The organism is Massilia sp. BAP21 (genome assembly GCF_057801335.1).
In genome coordinates this window covers 2,266,913-2,289,205 of record NZ_CM173596.1, presented here as the reverse complement: position 1 = coordinate 2,289,205, position 22,293 = coordinate 2,266,913, and the positions used below count along the sequence as shown (strand labels likewise).

The 22,293-nt window shown below is 65.7% G+C and carries 18 protein-coding genes and 1 riboswitch; of the genes, 6 read left to right on the top strand and 12 right to left on the bottom strand.

Annotated elements, in window-relative coordinates:
• Nucleotides 1-66 precede the first annotated feature (66 nt).
• Nucleotides 67-462, top strand: a complete 396-nt coding sequence (locus ACWYRN_RS10095) for an MAPEG family protein (protein WP_229435999.1) — start codon at nt 67-69, stop codon at nt 460-462.
• A gap of 86 nt (nt 463-548) precedes the next feature.
• On the opposite strand, the gene ACWYRN_RS10090 is transcribed toward ACWYRN_RS10095, so the two are convergent.
• The gene (locus ACWYRN_RS10090; protein ID WP_488692249.1) at nt 549-2,213 is read right to left on the bottom strand and encodes a S41 family peptidase; all 1,665 of its coding nucleotides are present in this window, start codon (nt 2,211-2,213) and stop codon (nt 549-551) included.
• Between the two features lie 201 nt (nt 2,214-2,414).
• Nucleotides 2,415-5,975 carry an indolepyruvate ferredoxin oxidoreductase family protein gene (locus tag ACWYRN_RS10085; RefSeq protein ID WP_488692247.1) on the bottom strand — a complete coding sequence of 1,187 codons (3,561 nt, stop codon included), beginning with the start codon at nt 5,973-5,975 and terminating at the stop codon, nt 2,415-2,417.
• A 243-nt stretch (nt 5,976-6,218) separates the two neighbouring features.
• Between ACWYRN_RS10085 and ACWYRN_RS10080 the strand changes: the two genes are divergently transcribed.
• A complete protein-coding gene (locus tag ACWYRN_RS10080; protein WP_229436002.1) occupies nt 6,219-6,734 on the top strand; it encodes an Lrp/AsnC family transcriptional regulator in 516 nt (171 codons plus the stop codon).
• A gap of 306 nt (nt 6,735-7,040) precedes the next feature.
• Here ACWYRN_RS10080 and ACWYRN_RS10075 read toward each other — a convergent pair whose 3' ends face one another.
• From ACWYRN_RS10075 to ACWYRN_RS10050, 6 genes are all read right to left on the bottom strand, one after another.
• On the bottom strand, nt 7,041-7,721 hold the full coding sequence (locus tag ACWYRN_RS10075) for a GNAT family N-acetyltransferase (protein ID WP_488692246.1): 681 nt from the start codon (nt 7,719-7,721) through the stop codon (nt 7,041-7,043).
• Nucleotides 7,722-7,738: 17 nt separating this feature from the next.
• A complete protein-coding gene (locus ACWYRN_RS10070; RefSeq protein WP_488692245.1) occupies nt 7,739-9,280 on the bottom strand; it encodes a diguanylate cyclase in 1,542 nt (513 codons plus the stop codon).
• Nucleotides 9,281-9,473: 193 nt separating this feature from the next.
• A complete protein-coding gene (locus ACWYRN_RS10065; RefSeq protein WP_488692802.1) occupies nt 9,474-10,622 on the bottom strand; it encodes a tRNA nucleotidyltransferase/poly(A) polymerase-related protein in 1,149 nt (382 codons plus the stop codon).
• A 2-nt stretch (nt 10,623-10,624) separates the two neighbouring features.
• A complete protein-coding gene (locus ACWYRN_RS10060; protein ID WP_488692244.1) occupies nt 10,625-11,344 on the bottom strand; it encodes a glutathione S-transferase family protein in 720 nt (239 codons plus the stop codon).
• A gap of 25 nt (nt 11,345-11,369) precedes the next feature.
• A complete protein-coding gene (locus ACWYRN_RS10055; protein ID WP_488692243.1) occupies nt 11,370-12,332 on the bottom strand; it encodes a complex I NDUFA9 subunit family protein in 963 nt (320 codons plus the stop codon).
• 36 nt (nt 12,333-12,368) lie between these two features.
• Complete coding sequence (locus ACWYRN_RS10050) at nt 12,369-14,309, bottom strand: lytic transglycosylase domain-containing protein (protein WP_488692801.1); 1,941 nt, start codon at nt 14,307-14,309, stop codon at nt 12,369-12,371.
• A 208-nt stretch (nt 14,310-14,517) separates the two neighbouring features.
• On the opposite strand from ACWYRN_RS10050, the gene ACWYRN_RS10045 reads away from it, so the two are divergent.
• Entirely contained in the window at nt 14,518-15,048 is a 531-nt protein-coding gene (locus ACWYRN_RS10045) for a 5-formyltetrahydrofolate cyclo-ligase (RefSeq protein ID WP_488692242.1), read from the top strand.
• A gap of 86 nt (nt 15,049-15,134) precedes the next feature.
• On the opposite strand, the gene metF is transcribed toward ACWYRN_RS10045, so the two are convergent.
• The 4 genes from metF to metK all read right to left on the bottom strand — a co-directional run bounded on the left by metF (nt 15,135) and on the right by metK (nt 19,502).
• Entirely contained in the window at nt 15,135-15,989 is an 855-nt protein-coding gene (gene metF, locus ACWYRN_RS10040) for a methylenetetrahydrofolate reductase [NAD(P)H] (protein ID WP_488692241.1), read from the bottom strand.
• Nucleotides 15,976-16,329 (bottom strand): phage holin family protein, encoded by a 354-nt coding sequence (locus ACWYRN_RS10035; protein WP_229436013.1) that lies wholly within the window; start codon nt 16,327-16,329, stop codon nt 15,976-15,978. The genes metF and ACWYRN_RS10035 overlap by 14 nt, the downstream gene beginning before the upstream one ends.
• A 159-nt stretch (nt 16,330-16,488) precedes the next feature.
• Nucleotides 16,489-17,901, bottom strand: a complete 1,413-nt coding sequence (ahcY, locus tag ACWYRN_RS10030) for an adenosylhomocysteinase (RefSeq protein WP_313175029.1) — start codon at nt 17,899-17,901, stop codon at nt 16,489-16,491.
• Nucleotides 17,902-17,930: 29 nt separating this feature from the next.
• Nucleotides 17,931-18,002, bottom strand: a riboswitch (S-adenosyl-L-homocysteine riboswitch).
• Nucleotides 18,003-18,335: 333 nt separating this feature from the next.
• Complete coding sequence (gene metK / locus ACWYRN_RS10025; protein ID WP_305824919.1) at nt 18,336-19,502, bottom strand: methionine adenosyltransferase; 1,167 nt, start codon at nt 19,500-19,502, stop codon at nt 18,336-18,338.
• Nucleotides 19,503-19,686: 184 nt separating this feature from the next.
• On the opposite strand from metK, the gene ACWYRN_RS10020 reads away from it, so the two are divergent.
• Genes ACWYRN_RS10020 through dapF form a run of 3 tightly spaced genes read left to right on the top strand, consistent with a single transcriptional unit; the run spans nt 19,687 to nt 22,265 of the window.
• A complete protein-coding gene (locus ACWYRN_RS10020; RefSeq protein ID WP_488692240.1) occupies nt 19,687-20,538 on the top strand; it encodes a lysophospholipid acyltransferase family protein in 852 nt (283 codons plus the stop codon).
• Nucleotides 20,535-21,401, top strand: a complete 867-nt coding sequence (locus ACWYRN_RS10015) for an LpxL/LpxP family acyltransferase (protein WP_488692239.1) — start codon at nt 20,535-20,537, stop codon at nt 21,399-21,401. Before ACWYRN_RS10020 ends, ACWYRN_RS10015 begins: the two co-directional genes overlap by 4 nt.
• Complete coding sequence (gene dapF, locus ACWYRN_RS10010) at nt 21,402-22,265, top strand: diaminopimelate epimerase (protein ID WP_488692238.1); 864 nt, start codon at nt 21,402-21,404, stop codon at nt 22,263-22,265.
• The last annotated feature ends 28 nt before the right edge of the window (nt 22,266-22,293 follow it).

Below are 22,293 nucleotides of genomic sequence, written 5' to 3'. Positions count from 1 at the left end.
GTGCCCACAGATGCGCGGTGTGCGCTTTGCTATCGTCGGCCGTATTGACATCCACTGGAGAAAACGATGACGACCGAACTGACGATCCTGGCCTGGACCCTGGTGCTGGCGCTGGTGCAGATCCTGCTCACCGCGCAAATGCGTACGCAGGAAACCGGCTTGAGCTACAGCATGAGCGCGCGCGATGGCGAAACGCCGCCGCCGCGGCCCATCACGGCGCGCCTGCAGCGTGCGCAGAGAAACCTGTTCGAGACCCTGCCGCTGTTCGCCGCCGCGGTGCTGATCGCCGATGCCGCCGCGGCCGAAGGCGCGCTGACGCTGTGGGGCTGCTGGCTGTACCTGGTTGCGCGCGTGGTCTACCTGCCCTTGTACGCGTTCGGCGTGCCGGTGCTGCGTTCGCTGGTGTGGGCCGTGTCGCTGGTGGGCCTGGTCATGGTGATCGCGGCGGTGCTGACCAATTAAGGCAGACACTGGCGAAAAAAATGCGCCACCCGAAGGTGGCGCATCGTTGTGCCCTAGCAGGAGCGCGGCAGGCGCCGCGCCCTCGATCAACGAGCCTTGTGGTAGACCGCGATCTGCGATGGAGCGGACTGGATCGGGTAGCGTGCCTTCATCGCCTGCGCCGAGCTGCGGGCCTGGGCCGGGCAGACGCCGTTGGCGCGGTAGCTCAGGGCGGTTGCCAGCATGGCTTCGTTCTGGTCGCCCAGTTCGCGGGTCAGGTCGTCGGCCACGGCGCAGGTCGGGGCGATGCCGTTCGCGTAGTCGCCGAAGCCCTTCGCGTTCACACCCTGGAACTCGACCGAGAAGTAGGTCGTGCCGCAGTTCGGGACCGGGGTGAAGCCGTACGGCTTGCCGCAGGTCTGGCCGCCGATGACGTTGACTTCGACGTCGATGCCGCGCAGGCCGTTGATCACCGCTTCGCTGGCCGAGCAGGTGCCCGGCGAGGTCAGGATGGTGACGCGGCGCAGGCCCAGGTAAGGCAGGGCCGTGCCCTTCGCGACGCTGTCCGCGCCGGCGGCGAAGCCATACGCGGTCGGCTCGAAGCGGATGACTTCGGAAGACTGCTTGGCTTCGATCTTGTTGTTGTACACCAGGCGCTCGAACACCTGGCCTTGCGACGTCGGGCCCGCCACCATGTAGGCCAGTTCGCTGGCGATGTTCAGCAGGCCGCCGCCGTTGTAGCGCATGTCCAGCACCAGGTCGTTCACGCCTTGCGCTTTGAGCGTGTTGAACGAATTGATCAGCTGGCGCTCCGCCACGGCGTTGTGGTTCTCGAAGCTCAGGTAGCCGACCTTGCCGGTCGCGGTCTCGATCACCTTGGTGTTCTTCACCGACTTCGCCTGCACGTCTTCCGCCTTCAGCGTAACCGTCATCTCGACACCGGCGCGCTTGACCGTCATGGTGTGCTGTTCGCCGATGGCGGACGGGAACAGGCCGGCGTTCAGGGTTGCCACTTCTGCGGTTTCCTTGGCGTTGACGAGGTCGACACCGTCCACCCGGATCACCTGGTCGCCGCGGCGCAGGCCTGCCCGGCTGGCCGGCGAATTCTCTTCGACGATGGTCAGCATCCAGTTGCGCGGCGCCTCGGCCTGGTCGATCGCCAGGGCAAAGCCATAGCCCAGTTCGATGCCGGAATTGCTCAGCTTATCCCACTCGGCCGACGGATACGTGAAGTGGTAGGCGTCCTTGTCGCGTGCCGAGCGCAGCTTCGTGAAGTAGTCGACCGGATTGTTGAAATCGGCCATCTTGAAGTCGGTCGGGATTTCGTTGTACCAGAGGTAGTACTGGTCCGACCAGGCGCGCAGGAAGGTCAGCTCGTCGCGCAGGGTGCCCTGCTTGTCCGGGTAGGCCTTGCCGGTGTAGGGATCGGTACCCTGGCGCGGCGTGGCGCAGTAGTTCCAGTAGGTGTCGAAGGCGTCGCCCAGGGTCGCGATGTCCGGATCCGGCGCGGTCGGGTTGGCCGGGCCGGTCGGATTCGTTGGCGTTGGGGTCGGCGTCGGCGTTGGCGTTGGCGTTGGCGTCGGATTCGTTGGGGTCGGGGCCGGCGTCGGATTCGTCGGCGGATTCGTGCCGACCGGCGGATTCGTGGTCGAGCCGCCGCCGCCGCCACCGCCGCCGCCGCAGGCGGCAAGTGCGGATGCCGCCATGACGGCGGCGCAGATCAGGCGTAGCGAAGAGGTCATCTGACCCTGGGAAGAGGTTGTCGTCTTCATGGCATTCGTTAAGTAATGGACAAGTTTGTTAAGAAAGAGTAAGACAAGCTTGTCAATTTGAGAAGAGCGCACGATTGCTTTTTTTAAATTTATTTTGCATAACTTTTCACATACTGGCGTATTCCTGGACGAAAAAAACGCCGGGCTGGCATAGAGCCAGCACCGGCGTATTCAGGCGATCAACGCAGCTGCGATCGAGGATCAGGCAGCGCGGCTGCTCGGCGTCGGGTTGTGGAAAGCCGACAACAGATTCGCTTCCTTCTCCTTGGCGGCCTTCAGGTGGCGCGCCTTCACGTGGCCATAGCCGCGGATGTCTTCCGGGATGCTGGCGATCGCCACTGCCTGGGCCAGGTTCTCGCCCGAGAGCTTGGGCAGCAGCGCCGCCACGGTGGCGCGGTACTCGGCGATCAGGGCCCGTTCGAGCTTGCGCTCTTCGGTATAGCCGAACACGTCGAACGGGGTCCCGCGCAGTCCTTTCAATTTGGCCAGCACACCGAAGGCTTTCGCCATCCACGGACCGTATTCCTGCTTCAGCGCACGGCCCTCCTTGTCGTGTTTCGCCAGCAGCGGTGGCGCGAGGTGGAATTTCACGGTGATGTCGCCCTCGAACATGTTGGCGATCTTCTCGCGGAAGGCTGGATCGGTATGTAGGCGCGCAACCTCGTACTCGTCCTTGTAGGCCATCAGCTTGTGCAGGTAGCGCGCCACCGCCTCGGTCAGGCGCGTGCCTTTGCCCAGCTTGGCCTCTGCCGCGCGCACGCCCTCGACGAAGGCCTTGTACTGCGCCGCATAGCCGGCATTCTGGTAGGCGGTAAGCAGTTCGACGCGGCGGGCGATCAACTCGTCCAGCGTTTGCGTGCGCTTGAACTCGACCACCTTGGCCGGCGTAACCAGCCTGGTTACCGATGCCAGGTCGTGCGCGGCCGTGCGGCCCCAGTGGAAGGCCGCCTTGTTGAAGGGCACCGAGACGCCATTCAGTTCGATGGCCTTCATCAGCGCTGCTTCCGTCAAAGGCACGCGGCCCTTCTGGAAGGCGTAGCCGAGCATGAACATGTTGGTGGCAATCGCGTCGCCCATCAGCGCGGTGGCGATGCGGCCGGCGTCAATAAAATCGACGTTGCCCTCGCCGCAGGCCTGCACGATCGCACCGCGCGAGCCTTCGGCCGGGAATTGCCAGTCCGGGTTCTTCACGAAGGCGGCGGTGGTGGCGCCGGTGCCGTTGACGGCGGCCCAGGTGCGGCCCTCGCCCATGCGCGAGAGCGCATCGCGGCTGGCGGCGACGATCTGGTCGCAGCCGATCACGAGGTCCGCGCTGCCGGTGCCGACGCGGGTGGAATACAGGTCGGACTGCTGCCGGGCCAGGCGCACGTGCGACATCACCGGGCCGCCCTTCTGGGCCAGGCCGGACTGGTCGAGCACGATGGCGCCCTTGCCCTCGACGTGGGCCGCCACCGCCAGGATCTGGCCGACGGTGACCACGCCGGTGCCGCCGATGCCGGCCACCAGGATGCCGAACGGTGCGCCGATTTCCGGGATGCGTGGCGCAGGCAGCGCAGGTGCAGCGTTATCGGTCGCCGCTGCGGCTTTCTTGGGCTTCTTCAGGCCACCGCCTTCCACCGTGACGAAGCTGGGGCAGAAGCCGGAGACGCACGAGAAGTCCTTGTTGCACGAGGACTGGTTAATCTGGCGCTTGCGGCCCAGTTCCGTTTCCAGCGGCTCGACCGACAGGCAGTTCGACTGCACCGAGCAATCGCCGCAGCCTTCGCACACGGCCTCGTTGATGACGGCGCGCTTGGCCGGGTCGGGGAACTCGCCTTTCTTGCGGCGGCGACGCTTCTCGGAAGCGCAGGTCTGGTCGTAGATCACGGCCGACACGCCCGGCATCTCGCGCAGTTCCTTCTGCACGTCCATCAGCTCGGAACGGTGGCGCACGGTCACGCCTTCGGCCCAGGCATAGTCGCTCGGGTACTTGTCCGGCTCGTCGGTGACGACGATGATGGGCTTGACGCCTTCGGCCGCGATCTGGCGCGTGATCATGCCCGGGTCGAGCGGGCCGTCGACGTTCTGGCCGCCGGTCATGGCGACCGCGTCGTTGTACAGGATCTTGTAGGTGATGTTCACCTTGGCCGCCACCGACGCGCGCACCGCCAGGATCCCCGAGTGGAAGTAGGTGCCGTCGCCCAGGTTCACGAACACGTGCTTCTCGCTGGTGAACGGCGACTGGCCGATCCAGGTCGTGCCCTCGGCGCCCATGTGGGTGAAGGTCGAGGTCTCGCGGTCCATCCACAGCACCATGTAGTGGCAGCCGATGCCGGCCATGGCGCGCGAGCCTTCCGGCACTTTCGTGGAACTGTTGTGCGGGCAGCCCGAGCAGAAGTAGGGAATGCGGTCGGTCTCGGGATTGGCCTTGGCCGGGATATTCTTCAGCACCAGCTCTTTCGCCTCGAGGAAGGCGATGCGTTCGCGCACGCGCTCGGCCACCGGATGGCCGGCGCAGTAGTGCGTGATGCGCGAGGCAATCGCCCGCGCGATCTGGGCCGGATTGAGTTCATAGGTGGCCGGCAGCAGCCAGTCGCCATGGCCCTTGCGGTCCTTGTTGCTCCATTCGCCGGTGTCGTCGAACTTGCCGACCACGCGCGGACGCTCGCCGTCGGGCAGGTTGTACAGCGCTTCCTTCAGCGCGTATTCCATCACCTGGCGCTTTTCTTCCACTACCAGGATTTCGTCCAGGCCGCGCGCGAAGGCGTGCACGCCTTCGGATTCGAGCGGCCAGGTCATGCCGATCTTGTACAGGCGGATGCCGATGTCGGCGGCTGCCTGCTCGTCGATGCCGAGGTCGGCCAGGGCCTGGCGCGTGTCGACATAGCTTTTACCGGCGGTGATGATGCCGATCTTCGGCATCGGGCTATCCCAGATGATCTTGTTCAGCTTGTTCGCACGGGCATAGGCCAGGGCCGCATACCATTTGTGGTTGTTCATCCGGACTTCCTGGTCCAGCACGGCGTCGGGCCAGCGGATGTTCAGGCCACCTTCGGGCACTTCGAAGTCGGTCGGGATAACGGTCTGCACGCGGTCCGGGTCGAGGTCGACCACTGAGCCGGACTCGATCACGTCGGTAACGCACTTCATCGACACCCACAGGCCGGTGTAGCGGCTCATGGCCCAGGCGTGCAGGCCGTAGTCGATGTATTCCTGCACCGACGACGGGTACAGCACCGGGATGCCGCAGGCAGTCAGGATGTGGTCCGACTGGTGCGCGGTGGACGAGGACTTGGCCGCATGGTCGTCGCCGGCCAGCACCAGCACGCCGCCGTGCTGCGACGAACCCGCGTTGTTGCCGTGCTTGAAGACGTCGCCGCAGCGGTCCACGCCCGGGCCCTTGCCGTACCACATGGCGAACACGCCGTCGTAGTTGGCATCCTTGTACAGATTGGTCTGCTGGGTGCCCCAGACGGCGGTGGCCGCCAGGTCTTCGTTCATCCCCGGGTGGAACTTGATGTGGTGGGCGTCGAGGTGCTTCTTGGCCTTCATCGCGGTCTGGTCGACGGCGGTGACGGGCGAACCGCGGTAGCCGGTGATGTAGCCGGCGGTGTTCAGGCCAGCCTTGACGTCGCGTTCGCGCTGCAGCATCGGCAGGCGGATCAGGGCCTGGGTGCCGGTCATGAAGGCGCGGCCGCGTTCGAGCGTCCACTTGTCGTCGAGCGAGATGGCGTGGTCCGGCTGGGATGGCTGCAGCTGGGAGGGGTCGAGAGGTGCGTTCATGGTGTCTCCGTCATCGTTATGCAGGACGCAAGGCAGCGGGGCCGCCGTCCTGGCAAGCCCCGCTACCCGATACACGTCCTTCGAATTTGGCGCCGTTTTTATTATTGGGAGCGCCACGGAGATGTCTCCTCCGCGTTTGGCGACAGTATAGTCCCGTGTCCCCGGCATTAAATACCAATCAATTCCCCACGCGGAATCAAATGCGCAATAAAATTGCGGCTGTATAGAATGGAAGGAAAATTTATGTCAAAGATCGAGCTCGATAAAACAGACCGCAAGATCCTGGAAATCCTCCAGGCCGACGGACGGCTGTCGAACCAGGACGTGGCCGAGCGCGTGAACCTGTCGCCCTCGCCCTGCCTGCGCCGCATCAAGCGCCTGGAAGAAGCCGGCGTCATCCGCCAGTACGTGGCCCTGGTCGACCCCGACAAGATCGGGCTGGGCCTGCTGGCCTATGTGAACGTGCGCCTGGAAAAGCACAGCGAAGGCCCGGCCAACTCGCGCGTGCCGGCGACTTCGCCGCGTTTCGAATTCGCCCAGGCGGTGGCGGCCTGGCCGGAAGTGGTGGCCTGCTACGCGATGACCGGGGAAATGGACTTCCTGCTGCGCGTGCACGTGGAAGACATGGACCACTTCTCGCGCTTCATGATGGCGACCTTGCTGCGCCACCCGTCGGTGCTGGATGTGAAGTCGAGCTTTGCGCTGCAGCGGATCAAGGAAACGACGGCGCTGCCGATCGAGGCGCCGCCGACGCGGTAATCACGGTTGCGTCGATTTTCGTGGGTTCGTAGGGTGGGCTCTCGAGCCCACGCGGTTCAACGCATGTCTATCGACAATCTCGCAAAACGGTTGCTTCTGCTTCCCTGTCGGGATATTTTTCGATGCTCAACCGTGGTACTGGGTGTTCGTAGGGTGGACACCTGTGTCCACGCGGTAGGACGCATGATTGGTCGAAAAGGGTCGCGAAGCGGCCGTTTTCGTCGCCTACCGGGCAGCTTTTCGAGGTGCACCTGTGGTACCGCGTGGGCACAGGTGCCCAGCGCGGCCCGGCCCACCCTACCAACCCTATTTGCTGCGTTTCCTTGGCGTGAACCACTTCACCGCCGCGCGTGCATTCGCCTTGACGGTGTAGTCGATCACCGCCAATTGTTCATCCAGCGCCTCGCGCATCACGCTGCCCGGGCTGGGCGGCGGCAGGTGCAGGTAGGCATCCGCCTCGCCATACTCGCGCTTGATCTCCATCCCCGCCTTCTTCGCGATGTGCATCATGGTGCGGTTGGTCGACAAACACTGCATGTATAAGGTATCGATGTCCGAATTGCGGCAGTGGATGGATGCGCGCTGAAACAGGCGCGTGCCCACGCCCTGCCCGCGCGCACTGCTGGAGACCGAGACGCCGAATTCGGCCACCCGCTCCTTGCTGGTATTGGCCGCACGTCCCGGCTCGGCCGGGCCGAAGGCCAGGTGGCCGACGCCGACCAGCTGGAACACGTTGCTGAACACGCCGAACACGATGTCGCGCGAAAAATCGATCTTGTTCACATAAGCATGGACCTGCTCGTCGGGCAGCACGGTGCCGAAGCGCAGCAGGCGGTCGTTCGTGTCGAGTGCCAGGAAATGCTTGAGCATGCGGCGGCGGTCGCGCTTGCCCAGCTCCTTGACCAGGACAGCCGGACGGTCGGTCTTGCCGGCCAGGCTGGCCAGCCAGTGGGTGAAAGGGTTTGCGCGGCGCGGGTTTTCGGACATGCGGACATTCTAGCCCATCAGCCGCCCTGATCCGCCCCCGCGGCTTCATCGGATTCCGGGCTGCCCCACTGCGCGTTCGGGCTGATCACGAAGGTGCCCTTGCCGGCCTGCTTGGCCGCGTACATGGCCTTGTCGGCATCGGCCAGCAGCGCCGCCGCGCCATGCTCGGCGCCGGCGCGGCCGCGCGCGCTGGCGATGCCGATGCTGGCCGAGATCCGTACCGGATTGCCGTCGGCCTCGTTGATGCCTTCGATTTCGTTGAGCACCGTCTGCGCCACGCGCAACGCCCCGTCCGGCATGCCGACGCCTTCGAGCATGATCACGAATTCGTCGCCGCCCAGGCGCGCCAGCACGTCCTCGGCGCGCAGCACCTTCTGCACGCGGCGCGCCACCAGTTGCAGCACCAGGTCGCCGGTGGCATGGCCCCAGGTATCGTTCACGCCCTTGAAGCCGTCGAGGTCGATGAACATCGCCGCCACCACGGTGTCGCGCCGCGCCGCGCGCACCAGCGACAGTTCCAGCAGCCGGGTCAGCTGGCCATAGTTCACCAGCCCGGTCAGGCTGTCGTGCTGGGCCAGGCGCGCCAGCTTCTTCGACTGCTCTTCCAGCTCGGCGGTGCGCTCGGCCACGCGGTGTTCCAGGGTGTCGTTGGCCGCCTTCAGGCGGTGGTTGACGTCGTTGATGATGCGGTAGCTGCGGCGCAGGCGCCAGCCGGCATAGGCCAGGAGCGCCAGCAGCAGGATTGAATAGCCGAACAGGAAGCCGCGGTAGCGCTGGCGCTCCAGCACCTCGGCCTGGAAGGCACGGTCGAACTCGCGGCCCAGGCGCGCCATCGCCTCGCCAGTGCCGAGCGCGGCGATCTGCATTTCGAGCGCGTTTTCGCGCGGGCGGTTGGCCAGGATGGTACGGGTGTCGCGCGCCAGGGCGTCGATCTGGTCCATGATGGCCTGCGAAAAGCGCGACTTCTGCGGCTCGATCTGGGCCAGGGTGATCTCGATGCGCCTGGCCAGGCCTGGATTCGGCGCCAGGTTGTAGCGCAGGGTGTCGGCCAGCAGATCGTTGAGCAATGCGTCGATGCGCACCACCACCCGGCCCGGCGCCAGCGCGCCTTCGATGCCGCCGAGTTCCGTCTTCAGGTCGGCCAGCGCCGGCGGCAGCGACTGCAGGGCGGCGCGCAGCGGCGGGTTCAGGGTGCCGAATTCGGCCACCAGGTCGGCCTTCATGCGCAGCGACGCCGCCAGCGCCGTGTGCGCCTGGCGCGCGGCGCGGTCGCGCCTGGCCGGCAGCGCCTCTTCCAGGTCGCTCATCAGTTCGCGCATCTGCGCCACCGGCGCGGCCAGGCGCGCGTCGGCCAGGCCGCTGCCGATGTGGGCGCGCAGCAGGTCGGCATCCCAGCCGGCGTCGAGCTGCTGCAGTTCGTGCAGCTGGAACATCACGCGGTTCTGGTTGTCGACATCGACCCCGGTGGTACGCGTGTACAGTACCGCCAGCAGTGCGATCAGCACCGCCGCCGCGCCCGCGACGTACTGCAGCCGCCGGCGCGGATGCAGCGCTTCCATCCGGCGCATCGTGCCTGCAAACGCCTGGTCCGACCAACGTAGCAATTTACCCATAGTGCGATGAGCATAGCGCAAGCGTGGGGCCGTTCGCGTACGCGCTTGTAACAAGAGTTAACGGACGAGTTGAGCGAAGAATCAAGCGGCGAGTCAGGCAAGGCATCGCGCGCGATTCAGGCCGGCCGGAAGCGCGCGTTCATGGCGGCGTCGAAGGCGATTGCCCCATCCAAGCGCGCACCGCCGCCACGCGCGCGGCCAGCACGGCTGCCGGAATGCCCGCCTTGTCGGCGCCGCAGCGGGCGGCGACCTCGCCGGCGTTCACGCCGCGCGCCGCGCCCAGGGCGCCGAGCAGCCAGGGGCGCTGCGGATAGTCGCCGCCCAACGTGGCGCACTCAAGCGCCAGCAGCATGTCGACGAAGCGTTCCGGCTTGCGGTAGGCGTCGCAGCGGGCGAACAGGGCGACCAGGCTCTCGGCCGGCTCGCCCAGGACGGCGCCGATGCCGCCATGTTCGCGCGCCGTCATCAGGGCCAGGTCGCGGCAGTCGTTCGGCACCTTCAGGCGCGCGCACAGGCCGTCGATCGCCGCCACGTCGAGCACCAGCGCGGCGAAGCGCACCGCCAACGTGTGCCCACCCGCGGCGGCATGGTCGATCACGCGCATGGCGCGGACACCGCTGTCCGCTTCCAGCGGGTGTGGCCGGCCCCACAATGCATCGAGCTCGGGCATGATGCGCGCCAGCGCGCCGCAGTCGCGCAGCACCGCGAACATGCGCGAGGGCCGCGCTTCCATCAGGCCGCGCGCGATCTCCTGCCAGACGCGCTCGGGTACCAGCGCATCGGCCTCACCCGCTTCCACCATGGCGCGCATCAGCGCATTCGTCTCCGGCGCCACACGGAACTCGGCGAAGCGGGCCGCGAAGCGCGCCACGCGCAGGATGCGCACCGGGTCTTCGGCAAAGGCCTCGGAGACGTGGCGGAACAGGCGCGCTTCCAGGTCGCGCTGCCCACCATACGGGTCGACGATGGCGCCGTCGCCGTCATGGCTGCGCGCCATGGCGTTGATGGTGAGGTCGCGCCGCACCAGGTCGTCTTCCAGCGTAACGTCAGGCGAGGTGTGGAACACGAAGCCGTGGTAGCCCGGCGCGGTCTTGCGCTCGGTGCGCGCCAGTGCGTATTCCTCTTGCGTTTTCGGATGCAGGAAGACGGGGAAGTCCTTGCCCACCGGGCGGAAACCGGCGGCGACCATCTGCTCCGGGGTAGCGCCGACCACGACGTGGTCGTGGTCCTGCACCGGCAGGCCGAGCAGGGCATCGCGCACGGCGCCGCCGACAACGTAGATCTTCATCGTCATGCGCGCGGCAAGTCCGCGTCGTGCAGCGGGGTCGGATCGGTTTCCGCCATCGCTTCGCGCACCCAGCGCGCCACCGCCGGATGGGCCAGCACGCGGTCGCAATAAGCCTGCAGGGCCGGCGCCAGCGCCACGCCATAGGTCTTGAAGCGCGTGACCACCGGCGCATAAAAGGCGTCGGCAATGGAAAAATCGCCGAACAGGTACTCGTGGTGGCCGAAGCGCGCCAGGCATTCTTCCCATATTTCGCAGATGCGGCCGATGTCGGCCTGGGCGCCCGGCGTGCGGCCGCGGCCCGGCAGCCTGGCCTGGATGTTCATCGACATGTCGTTGCGCAGGGCGGCGAAGCCCGAGTGCATCTCGGCGGTGATGGCACGCGCCATGGCGCGCGCGGCCACGTCCTGCGGCCACAAATGCTTGTCGGGGAACTGCTCGGCCAGGTATTCGCAGATGGCCAGGCTGTCCCAGATCGTCATCTCGCCGGCCAGCAGCACCGGCACCCGTCCCGCCTGCGAGTAGTTGGCGATGTTGGTGGCGGTGTCGGGCTGGTCGAGCAGCAGGCGTACTTCGGTGAACGGAATGTTGAACGCGACCGCCGCCACCCAGGGCCGCATCGACCACGACGAGATGTTCTTGTTGCCGATGACGAGCGTGAGGCCGGGCTGGCGCGCCTTGTTCAGTGCATCGCTGAGGGTCGGGTCGAGTTCCGTGGTCTGCATGGCTTTCCTGTCGAGGGGTAATGGATCAGCGGCCGGCGCGGGCGCGCAGGCGGTCGAGCGGCTCGCCCGGCGCCAGGTAATGCGGGGCGACCGACTCGAGCGCAGTGAGCTTGATTCCCAGCGCGGCCGCTGTCAAGTCCTGGACCGCCGGGTCGATCACGTTATCGACGCGCATCGAGTCGAGGTTGTCGCGGGTGAGGATGGGTTCGCCCGGCAGCCGCTCGAACAGACGCGCCTGGAGCCGCGCCAGCCGTTCCGGCAACTCGATAATGGGACGCTCGCAGCCGGCATAGCGCCCGGCCAGGCGCACCAGCTCGGCCAGGGTGTAGACGTTCGGCCCGCCGAGCTGGTAGACCTGCTGGCGCGTGGCCGGGTCGCGCAGCGCATGCAGGAAGGCGCGCGCCACGTCGCACACGTAGATCGGCTGGAACACGGCGTTCGCGCAGGCCAGGGGAAGCACCGGGAAGCGCCGCTGCAGGCGCGCGAACACGGTCAGGAAATGGTCGCCCGGGCCGAACACCACCGAGGGGCGGAAGATGGTGGCGGCAACCTCGGGCCGGCTGCGCGCGGCCAGTTCGCCGTCGGCTTTCGAGCGCGCGTACATCGAGGGGCCGTCGATGTTGGCGCCCAGGGCGCTCATGTGCAGGTAGTGCCCGACCCCGCTTACCGCGCAGGCTTCGGCGATGCGGCGCGGCAGGTCCACGTGCAGGCGCTGGAATTCGGGGCCGTAGGGACGGCCGCGGCTGCCGTGCAGGATGCCGACCAGGTTGATCGCGCTCGTATGCCCGTCCAGCAGGCGGCGCAGGGTGGCGTCGTCGTGGATGTCGGCCTCGACCACGTCGACCCCGGGCAGCATGGTGAGATGACGCACGCGCTCGGGGTGGCGCGCGGGCGCCAGCACTGGGATGCTCTCCTCGGCAAGCAGCGCCAGCAAATGGTTGCCGATGAAACCGGTACCGCCGAATACCACCACCGACAGGTCGCGCATGGGGGCCTCGCCAGAAAGGCAATGCAGGTAAATCGATCAGGGCAAGGCGCCCGAGCCTCCCCGCGGTGCGATGGTGCCCAGGCGCGCCTTGAGCGACTGCGGCCGCTTGTCGAACAAAGCGGCATAGTTCGTCGCATTCGACATCACATTGCGCACATAGGTTCGGGTTTCCGAGAACGGAATCGACTCGACGAACACCGCGCCTTCCATCGGCGCGTCGAGCACACCGCGCCAGGTGCGCGAACGGCCCGGGCCGGCGTTGTAGGCGGCAGTGGCCAGCACCTGCGAGCCGCCGTTATTTTCCAGCACCATGTTCATGTAATTGGTGCCCAGCGTGATGTTGGTGCGCGCGTCGTGCAGCATGTCGTGCACGAAGTCGGTCAGGCCGATCTTCGCCGCCACCCACTTGCCGGTGGCCGGCATCACCTGCATCAGGCCGGCCGCGCCCACGCCCGAGCGCGCATCGCTGACGAAGCGCGATTCCTGGCGGATCAGGCCGTAGACCCAGGCCGTGTCGAGCGAGAGGTTTTTCGCTGCCGGCTGCAGGATGTCGTTGTGCGGGGCCGGGAAGCGCTGGTTGAAGTCGAGCTCGTTACGCGTGCGCAGCGAGGTTTCGACCATGCGGTCGAGCAGCTCGTTGCGGCGCGCATATTCGGCGGCGGCCAGCAGCTGGCGCTCCGACAAATTGCGCAGCGCCCAGTTCCATTCGCGGTTGCCCTCGGCGCGCAGGCGCAATTCGTAGAACTTCATGGCCTGGCGCATCGCCGGCAGCGCGGCCACGTAGGCCACTTCGCCCGGCGTGGGCGGCGCGGCCAGCGGCGGCGTGCTCACCAGTTCGCCCAATTCTTCGGTTGCCAGCTGACCATAGAAATTGTTCGGGGTCGCAATGCGGCGGTACAGGGCCTGTGCATCTTCCTTGCGGCCCTGGGCATTGTGCGCGCGGCCGCGCCAGTAGATCCAGCCCGACTCGGCAGCCAGCGCCGGCGGCATGGCGTCGATGGTGGCCGCCACCGTCGCCCAGTCGCCGCGGCGCAGCGCCATGCGGGTTTTCCATTCGAGCTGGAAATTGGTCAGCGGGGCACCGGCGGCGCGCTTCCAGTAGTCGTGGGCCTCGTTCGACAGGACGATCGAGGCGGCCAGCGCGACATTCGCCCAGCCGATCGCCCTTTCCTCCGCGCTTAGTTTGCTGCTGTTCTTTTCCAGGGCGACGGTGGCCAGCTTCAGGCTGGTGCGCGCCATGCGGCCCAGGGCCACCAGGTAGATTTCGTGTTCGACGCGATTCGCGCCGATGCCGCGCGCCATGGCCACGGCCGGCACGTCGACCGCCTGGGCGGCGCGCGTGTCGGAGGCGCCGAGCAGCGCGGCGATGCGGCGCGAGGGGCCGGTGGCGCCCATTTCGCCGGCCAGGCGCAGCTGGGCCAGCAAATCGGCCTCGCCCAACTGGTTCAATTGCGACAGCTGGGTCATGAGTGTCGCGCAGCCTTCGCCGTAGGCAGGCGGATTGACCAGCAAGGCACGCGCTTCGGCCGCCACCCGCTCGCCGCGCAGGGCGCGCGCCAGCAAGGCATAGCAGCGCACTTGCAGGTCGTCGCTGCGCGTGAGCAGGGCCATCTCGCGCTCGAATACATTCCATTCGCGCTGGCGCCCGAGTTCGAGCAGCCAGTCGGTGCGCAGGCGGTCGGCCACGGCGCTGCCCTCGAAGCGGCGCAGCACGCCGAGAACCTCGTCCTGCGTGGCCTCGCGCAGGCGCGGTTTCAGACGATAATACTCGACGTAGCCGGGCAGCACGTAGTTCGGCAGGCGCGACGCCAGGGCATGCGTGCGGGCGGCGTCGTTCTGGCGCGCGGCTTCGCGCAGCAGCAGGAAGGTGTCGTCGTCGGCGCGCGATGCCTCGTTGGCCGGGGCGGCGCCCGGCGCGGCAGGAACGGTGATAACACCCGGTACGGGAGGAGTCGCCGCTGGCGGTGCATCGGCCATGGCGGCAACACTGGTGGCGGCGACGCTTGTTGCAGCAAAAACGGCGCCGGCGATCAATTTCCTTGGAAGCAAAAACACAGCTGTTCTACCCTCATTCGATAACATGACCGGCGAATCAAGAATACCACGCGCATCAATCGTGCCGCCAGAGAACGCCTCAAGCGGGACAGGTCTGGACAAGGCAAGCGCGGCCGCAGCCAAGGCGGCGTTGCGCAAACACCTCAAAACCCAACGTGCCGGACTCACCGGCGACGACAAACACGCCGCCGACCGCCGCATCGGCGAGCAGGTGCTGGCCTGGTGGCGCCGTACCCGTCCGCCGCTGCTGGCCGTCTACTGGCCGCTGGGCGGCGAACCGGATTTGAGCGAACCCTATCGCCAGCTCGCCCTGGAAGGCGCAGCCCTGGCGCTGCCGGTGGTGCTGGAGCGCCATGCACCACTGGCATTTGCGGCCTGGACGCCGGGTGAACCGATGGGCAAGGACTTGACGGGCATCGCGGTGCCGGCCGACCTGCGCTTCGTTGCCCGTCCGCCGGCGCTGCTGGTGCCCTGCCTCGGGTTCGACGAACAGGGTTACCGGCTCGGTTATGGCGGCGGCTTCTACGACCGCACGCTGGCCGGCGGCGTGCGTCCGGCAACAATCGGCGTGGCCTATGCCTGCCAGGCTGCGCAGTTCGATATCGATGTGCACGACTTGCCGCTCGACCTGATCGTGACCGAAAAGACAAGCCTGGAATAGCCAGGGAATAAAAAATCCCGGCAACGCTTGGGGCGCTGCCGGGATTTCTTGTGTTGAAGCCCTTTGCACTGCGGTTAATTTGCCGCTCAGTTGCCGCTCAGTTGCCGCTCAGTTCCAGTCAGGCGCTGCCAGATGGCAGTGGTGGCCGCCGCCTGGTTCATGCTGTAGAAGTGCAAGCCGGGCGCACCGCCAGCCAGCAGGCGTTCGGCCAGGCCGGTTACCACGTCCAGGCCGAAGGCCTTGATCGAGGCGCTGTCGTCGCCGAAGCTGGCCAGCTTCAGCCGCACCCAGCGCGGAATCTCGGCGCCGCACATATCGGAAAAACGCATCAACTGCGTGTAGTTCGTGATCGGCATGATGCCGGCCACGATCGGCACCTCGATGCCCAGCTTGCGCGTGTTGTCGACGAACTGGAAATAGGCGTCGGCATTGTAGAAATACTGGGTGATCGCGGCATTCGCGCCGGCGCCGATCTTGCGTGCGAAGTTCTGCAGATCGTCCTGGGGCGAACGGGCCTGCGGATGCATTTCCGGATACGCCGCCACCTCGATGTGGAACCAGTCGCCGGTTTCCTGGCGAATGAATTCCACCAATTCATTGGCGTAGCGCAGTTCGCCAGCGCCGCCATAGCCACTCGGCAAATCGCCGCGCAGCGCCACCAGACGCCGGATGCCTTGCTGCTGGAACTGCTGCAGGATGGCGCGGATCGACTCGCGCGTGGCACCGATGCAGGACAGGTGGGGCGCGGCCATGTGGCCGTCGGCCATGATGTCGAGCACGGTGTCGAGGGTGCCCTGCTGGGTCGAACCGCCGGCGCCGAAGGTCACCGAGAAATACGTCGGGTTCAGTTCGGCCAGCTTGCGGCGCGTGACGCGCAGTTTTTCCACGCCTTCGGGCGTCTTGGGCGGGAAGAACTCGATGCTGAAATTATGCGTTTCCATCGTCTTTCAGGAGCAAGGTAGAAAGCGCCCACGAAATGATGCTGTACAGGATAGCCGCCAGGAAGGCTGACCAGAAACCCGCCACCTCGAAACCGCTCACCCAGTGCGACACCAGCCAGAACAGCAAGGCATTGATGACCAGGATAAACAGCCCCATCGACAGCAGCGTGACGGGCAAAGTCAACAATACCAGCAGGGGCCGGATCAGCGTGTTGACCAGGCCCAGCACCAGCGCGGCGATCAGGGCGGTGCCGACATTGCTGACGGCGACGGAGTGCATCAGGTAAGGCAGGGCCATCAGCGCAGCAGCGTTGATCAGCCAGGTCAGGAGCAGGCGCATGTTCAACTTCTTTCGTGGTGCGTTTCTTGTTATTGGGTAGGAAGACACGGATCATGCCAGCGCCATATGACAGGGGCATGATCCGTCATGGGCGGCCATGCCTGCCCATGTACGGGCGCACGCGGCGCCCGCCTTGTTGCTACACGGATTGCGCGCTAATTAATAGCGGTAGTGATCCGGCTTGTACGGACCGTCCTGGCTCACCGAAATATAGGCAGCCTGCTCTTCGGTCAGCGTGGTCAGCTGGGCGTTCAGCTTCTTCAGCTGCAGGCGCGCGACTTTTTCGTCCAGGTGCTTCGGCAGCGTGTAGACGCCGACCGGGTACTTGTCGGTGTTGGCGAACAGCTCGATCTGGGCGATGGTCTGGTTCGCGAACGACGAGCTCATCACGTACGACGGGTGACCGGTGCCGCAGCCCAGGTTCACCAGGCGGCCTTCGGCCAGCAGGATGATGCGGCGGCCCGACGGGAAGATCACGTGGTCGACCTGCGGCTTGATGTTTTCCCACTCGTACTTCTTGAGCGCGGCGACTTCGATTTCGTTGTCGAAGTGACCGATGTTGCAGACGATCGCCTGGTCCTTCATCTTGAGCATGTGCTCTTCGGTGATGACGTGGTAGTTGCCGGTGCAGGTAACGAAGATGTCGCCGTGTTCGGCAGCGTAATCCATGGTCACGACGCGGTAGCCTTCCATCGCCGCCTGCAGTGCGCAGATCGGATCGATCTCGGTAACCCACACTTGCGCTGACAGGGCGCGCATGGCCTGGGCCGAGCCCTTGCCGACGTCACCGTAACCGGCGATGACGGCGACCTTGCCGGCAACCATCACGTCGGTGGCGCGCTTGATGCCGTCGACCAGCGATTCGCGGCAGCCGTACAAATTGTCGAACTTCGACTTGGTGACGGAATCGTTGACGTTGATCGCCGGGAAGGCGAGTTTACCTTCCTGGTGCATCTGGTACAGGCGGTGCACGCCGGTGGTGGTTTCCTCGGTCACGCCCAGGATGCATGGCAGGCGCTTCGAGTACCAGGTCGGATCTTTTGCCAGGCGGCCCTTGATGGCGTTGAACAGGCAGATTTCTTCTTCCGAGCCAGGATTGGCCAGGACCGAGATGTCCTTCTCGGCGCGGGTGCCCAGGTGCAGCAGCAGGGTCGCGTCGCCGCCGTCGTCGAGGATCATGTTGGCGTGGTTGTCGCCTGGCCACTCGAAGATGCGGTGGGTGTATTCCCAGTATTCGTCCAGGGTTTCGCCCTTGATGGCGAACACCGGCGTACCGACCGAAGCGATGGCGGCGGCGGCGTGGTCCTGGGTCGAGTAGATGTTGCACGATGCCCAGCGCACTTGCGCGCCGAGGGCTTCCAGCGTGCGGATCAGCACGGCGGTCTGGATAGTCATGTGCAGGGAACCGGCAATGCGCGCGCCCTTCAGGGGCTGGGTCGCGGCGTATTCCTCGCGGATCGCCATCAGGCCCGGCATTTCGGTTTCGGCAATGCGGATTTCCTTCTCGCCCCAGCTGGCCAGGGAGATGTCTGCAACGAGGAAATCTTGGGTGTCTTTCAGTACGGCGCTCATCACGCCCTCCTTTCAATGTTTAGAAAAAAGTAACGTGAGCGCGGTGTTGATGTCCGAGCCTGGCGAAAAGGAATCTTTTCGTCGCAACGCTCCTCGGAACGGAGTAGTTTAGCACGGATGGCGGTTTCGGGAACCTCAGCGGTGCCCGATTTGCTGCACCTGCAACATGAGTCTGGAATATGGCTCCGGAATTGATCTTCGCGATGCGTCTTGATTTTCGTAGGGTGGACACCTGTGCCCACGCGGTATGGCACCGTTGAGTATTCGGGCATGACCGAAGCCATCAGAGCATCAGCCTTCTAAGCTGAGGGTCGAACTATCAGGCAATCGTCAACGCCAGTGGTATGCACGAGTACCATACCGCGTGGGCACAGGTGCCTTGCGCGGCCCGGCCCACCCTACCAAAGCGGCCAGGCTCCTGGCCGCTTCATCTTTTACGACAGGCCGGCTTCCGCGCGCAGCAGCGCCGCCTTGTCGGTGCGCTCCCAGGTGAATTCCGGCTCTTCGCGGCCGAAGTGGCCGTAGGCGGCGCTTTTCTGGTAGATCGGGCGCAGCAGATCCAGCATCTGGACGATGCCTTTCGGGCGCAGGTCGAAGTGTTCCATCACCAGCTTGGCGATTTTCTCGTCGGAGATCACGCCGGTGCCTTCGGTGTACACGGTGATGTTGATCGGACGCGCCACGCCGATGGCGTAGCTGACCTGCACCTGGCATTGGCGCGCCAGGCCGGCGGCGACGATGTTCTTCGCCACGTAGCGGGCCGCGTAGGCGGCCGAGCGGTCGACCTTCGACGGATCCTTGCCCGAGAATGCGCCGCCGCCGTGCGGGGCTGCGCCGCCGTAGGTGTCGACGATGATCTTGCGGCCGGTCAGGCCGCAGTCGCCCTGCGGGCCGCCGATGACGAAGCGGCCGGTCGGGTTGACCAGGTACTTGGTGCCCTGCAGCCACTCGCGCGGCAGGATAGGCTTGATGATTTCCTCGATCACCGCTTCCTCGATCTGCGAGTGGGTGACATCTGGGTGGTGCTGGGTCGAGAGGACCACGGTGTCGACCGCGACCGGGCGGCCGTCGACGTAGCGCAGGGTGACCTGCGACTTGGCGTCCGGACGCAGCCATGCCAGGCGGCCGTCCTTGCGCAGCTGCGACTGGCGCTCGACCAGGCGGTGGGCGTAGTGGATGGCGGCCGGCATCAGCTCGGCGGTTTCGTCGCAGGCATAGCCGAACATCAGGCCCTGGTCGCCGGCGCCCTGGTCGAGATCGAGGCCCGCGCCTTCGTCGACGCCCTGGGCGATGTCTGGCGACTGCCTGTCGTAGCAGACCATGACCGCGCAGCCCTTGTAGTCGATGCCGAAGTCGGTGTTGTCGTAGCCGATACGCTTGATGGTGTTGCGTGCCACGCCGATATAATCGACGTTGGCGTGGGTCGTGATTTCACCTGCCAGCACGACGAGGCCGGTATTGCACAGCGTTTCGGCGGCGACACGCGCGCGCGGGTCCTGCTCGAGGATGGCGTCGAGAATCGCGTCCGAAATCTGGTCGGCAACTTTGTCGGGATGGCCTTCCGAGACGGATTCGGAAGTAAAGAGGTAGTCGTTGGACATGGAGGCTCCTGTTACTGTTCATAAAACTGCCGCAGCAACAAGCCTGCGACGCTTTAGCGACATTTATATTCCGCTTCGCAAGTTGTCTATTAACTCGGCGGATCCTGCGTAAAGTGGTATTTTACGCTCCTTTAAGAAATTTTTGGCGGAGGGGGCCGTCTCGTCCTCAACCCCGATCAAACGCATGCTAGTTATTTTATTCAGAGTCTTGTCAATTTTTCCCCTGCGCATGCTGCACGCCCTGGGCGCCGCGCTGGGCTGGCTAGTCTATCTGCTCTCCCCTTCCTACCGCCGCCGCCTCGACGCCAACCTGGCCCAGGCCGGCTATAGCGCCTATCGGCGCGCAGCTGTCGCCGAGGCCGGCAAAGCCATCGTCGAGCTGGCTTTTGTGTGGTGCGGCAAGCCGGAACGCGTGGCGCGCCATGCCACCGTCGAGAACTGGGACATGGTCCAGCGCGTGCTCGATGCCGGCCGCGGGATTGTGTTCCTGACGCCACACCTGGGCTGCTTCGAGATGACCGCCCAGCAAATCGCCCTGCACACGGCCTTGACGGTCATGTATCGCCCGCCGCGCAAGGACGCCCTGCGGCCGCTGGTCGAAGGCGCGCGTGCGCGCCACAACCTGCACCTGGCGCCGGCGAACCTGTCGGGTGTGCGCATCCTGGCAAAAACCCTGAAAAGCGGCCAGCCGATCGGCCTGCTGCCCGACCAGGTGCCACAGGAAGGCGAAGGCACCTGGGCACCCTGGTTCGGCCGCAGCGCGTACACGATGACCCTGCCCGCCAAGCTGGCCCAGCTGGGCAAGGCCGACATCCTGCTGGTGTATGCCGAGCGCCTGCCGAAGGGACGCGGCTACGTGGTGCGCTTCGTGCCCTTCGAGGGCGAACTGAGCGGCGGTCCTGCCGAGCAGGCAGCCAGCATCAACCGCGCCATGGAACAACTCATTGCACGTGCCCCGGCCCAGTATTTCTGGAGCTATAACCGCTACAAGCAGCCGCAGGGCGTCGATGCGCCGCAAGCCGGGGCCGTCGCATGAGGGTCCTGATTGCTTTCCTGTGGCTGCTGCATTGGTTGCCACTGCCCATCCTCGGCCGTTTCGGCGAAGCGGTCGGCAGCCTGATGTTCCTGATCCTCGGCAAGCGCCGCAGGATCGCCCTGACCAATTTGCGCCTGTGCCTGCCGGAACTGAGCGAAAAAGAGCGGCACGCGATTGCGCGCCAGCACTTCCGCGGCTATTCGCGCAGCATCTTCGAGCGTTCCATCCTGTGGTGGGCGCCGGAAGCGCGTGTGCGCAAGCTCATCCACGTCGAGCCGGCGGTGCCGCAGGCCGAGATGGAAGCCGGCCCGACCATCCTGCTGTGCCCGCACTTCGTCTGCCTGGACGTGGCCGGCGTTGCTTCGCGGGTGATCCCGGTGTGCAGCATGTACGTGCCGCAAAAGAACGCCGCCTTCGACAAATTGCTGCGCCACGGCCGCGAACGCTACGGCCCGGTACGCCTGGTGACGCGCAAGGAAGGCATCAAGCCGATCTTGCGGGCGCTGCGCGACGGCCTGCCCTATTTCATGCTGCCGGACATGGACTTCGGCGAAAAAGACGCCGAGTTCGTGCCCTTCTTCGGCGTGCCGGCGGCCACGCTGACCGCGCTCGGCCGCATTGCCGCGACCACCGGCGCCAAGGTGATCCCGGTGGTCGCCACTTTCCTGCCGAACTACCGGGGCTGGCGCGTGCGCTTTTATCCTGCCTGGGAAAACTATCCCGGCACCGACATGGTCGAAGCGACGCGGCGCATGAACGCCTTTATCGAGGAGCGCGTGCGCGAGGCCCCGAGCGAATACTTCTGGACCCATAAGCGCTTCAAGACGCGTCCACCCGGCGAACCTTCCTTGTACGACGAATAAATGAAACTCAAGTTCACCAAAATGCACGGCGCCGGCAACGACTTCGTCGTGATCGACGCCATCAACCAAAACGTCGATTTCAGCACCGAACAATGGCGCAAGCTGGGCGACCGCCGCTTCGGCATCGGCGCCGACCAGATCCTGGTGGTCGAACGCCCGACGGAGCCCGGCTGCGATTTCCGTTACCGCATCTTTAATAGCGATGGCGGCGAAGTCGAACAGTGCGGCAACGGCTCGCGCGCCTTTGTGCGTTTCGTCAGCGAAAAGGGCTTGACCGACAAGCGCAGCATCCGCGTGCAGACCATGGCCGGCATCATCGAGCCGCGCCTGGAAGACGATGGCAGCGTGACGGTCGACATGGGTGCCCCCGTGCTGGATGCACCGGCCGTGCCCTTCGACAGCGCCGGTCTGGCGGGCCAGTCCGAAGGCCGCGATACCCTGTGGCCGCTGGACCTGACGCTGCATGGCGCGGAGCACACCGTGCGGGTGTCGGCGGTGTCGATGGGCAATCCGCATGCGGTGCAGGTGGTCGAGGATGTGGAAACGGCCCCGGTGGCCGAGCTCGGCCCGCAGATCGAACACCATCCGCGCTTTCCAAAGCGCGTGAACGCCGGCTTCATGCAGGTGGTCGAACGCGCTCACGTCAAGGTGCGTGTGTTCGAGCGCGGCGCCGGCGAAACCCTGGCCTGCGGCACGGGCGCCTGCGCGGCCGTGGTGGCCGGTATCCGCCGCGGCTTATTGGACTCGCCGGTCCGGGTGTCGGCGCGCGGCGGCGAATTGTCGATTGCCTGGGCCGGCGAAGGCCAGCCCGTGTATCTGAGCGGTCCCGCCGTCACCGTGTTCGAAGGCGAGATCGATTTGTAACGCCATTCAATCAACCACTATATAACAG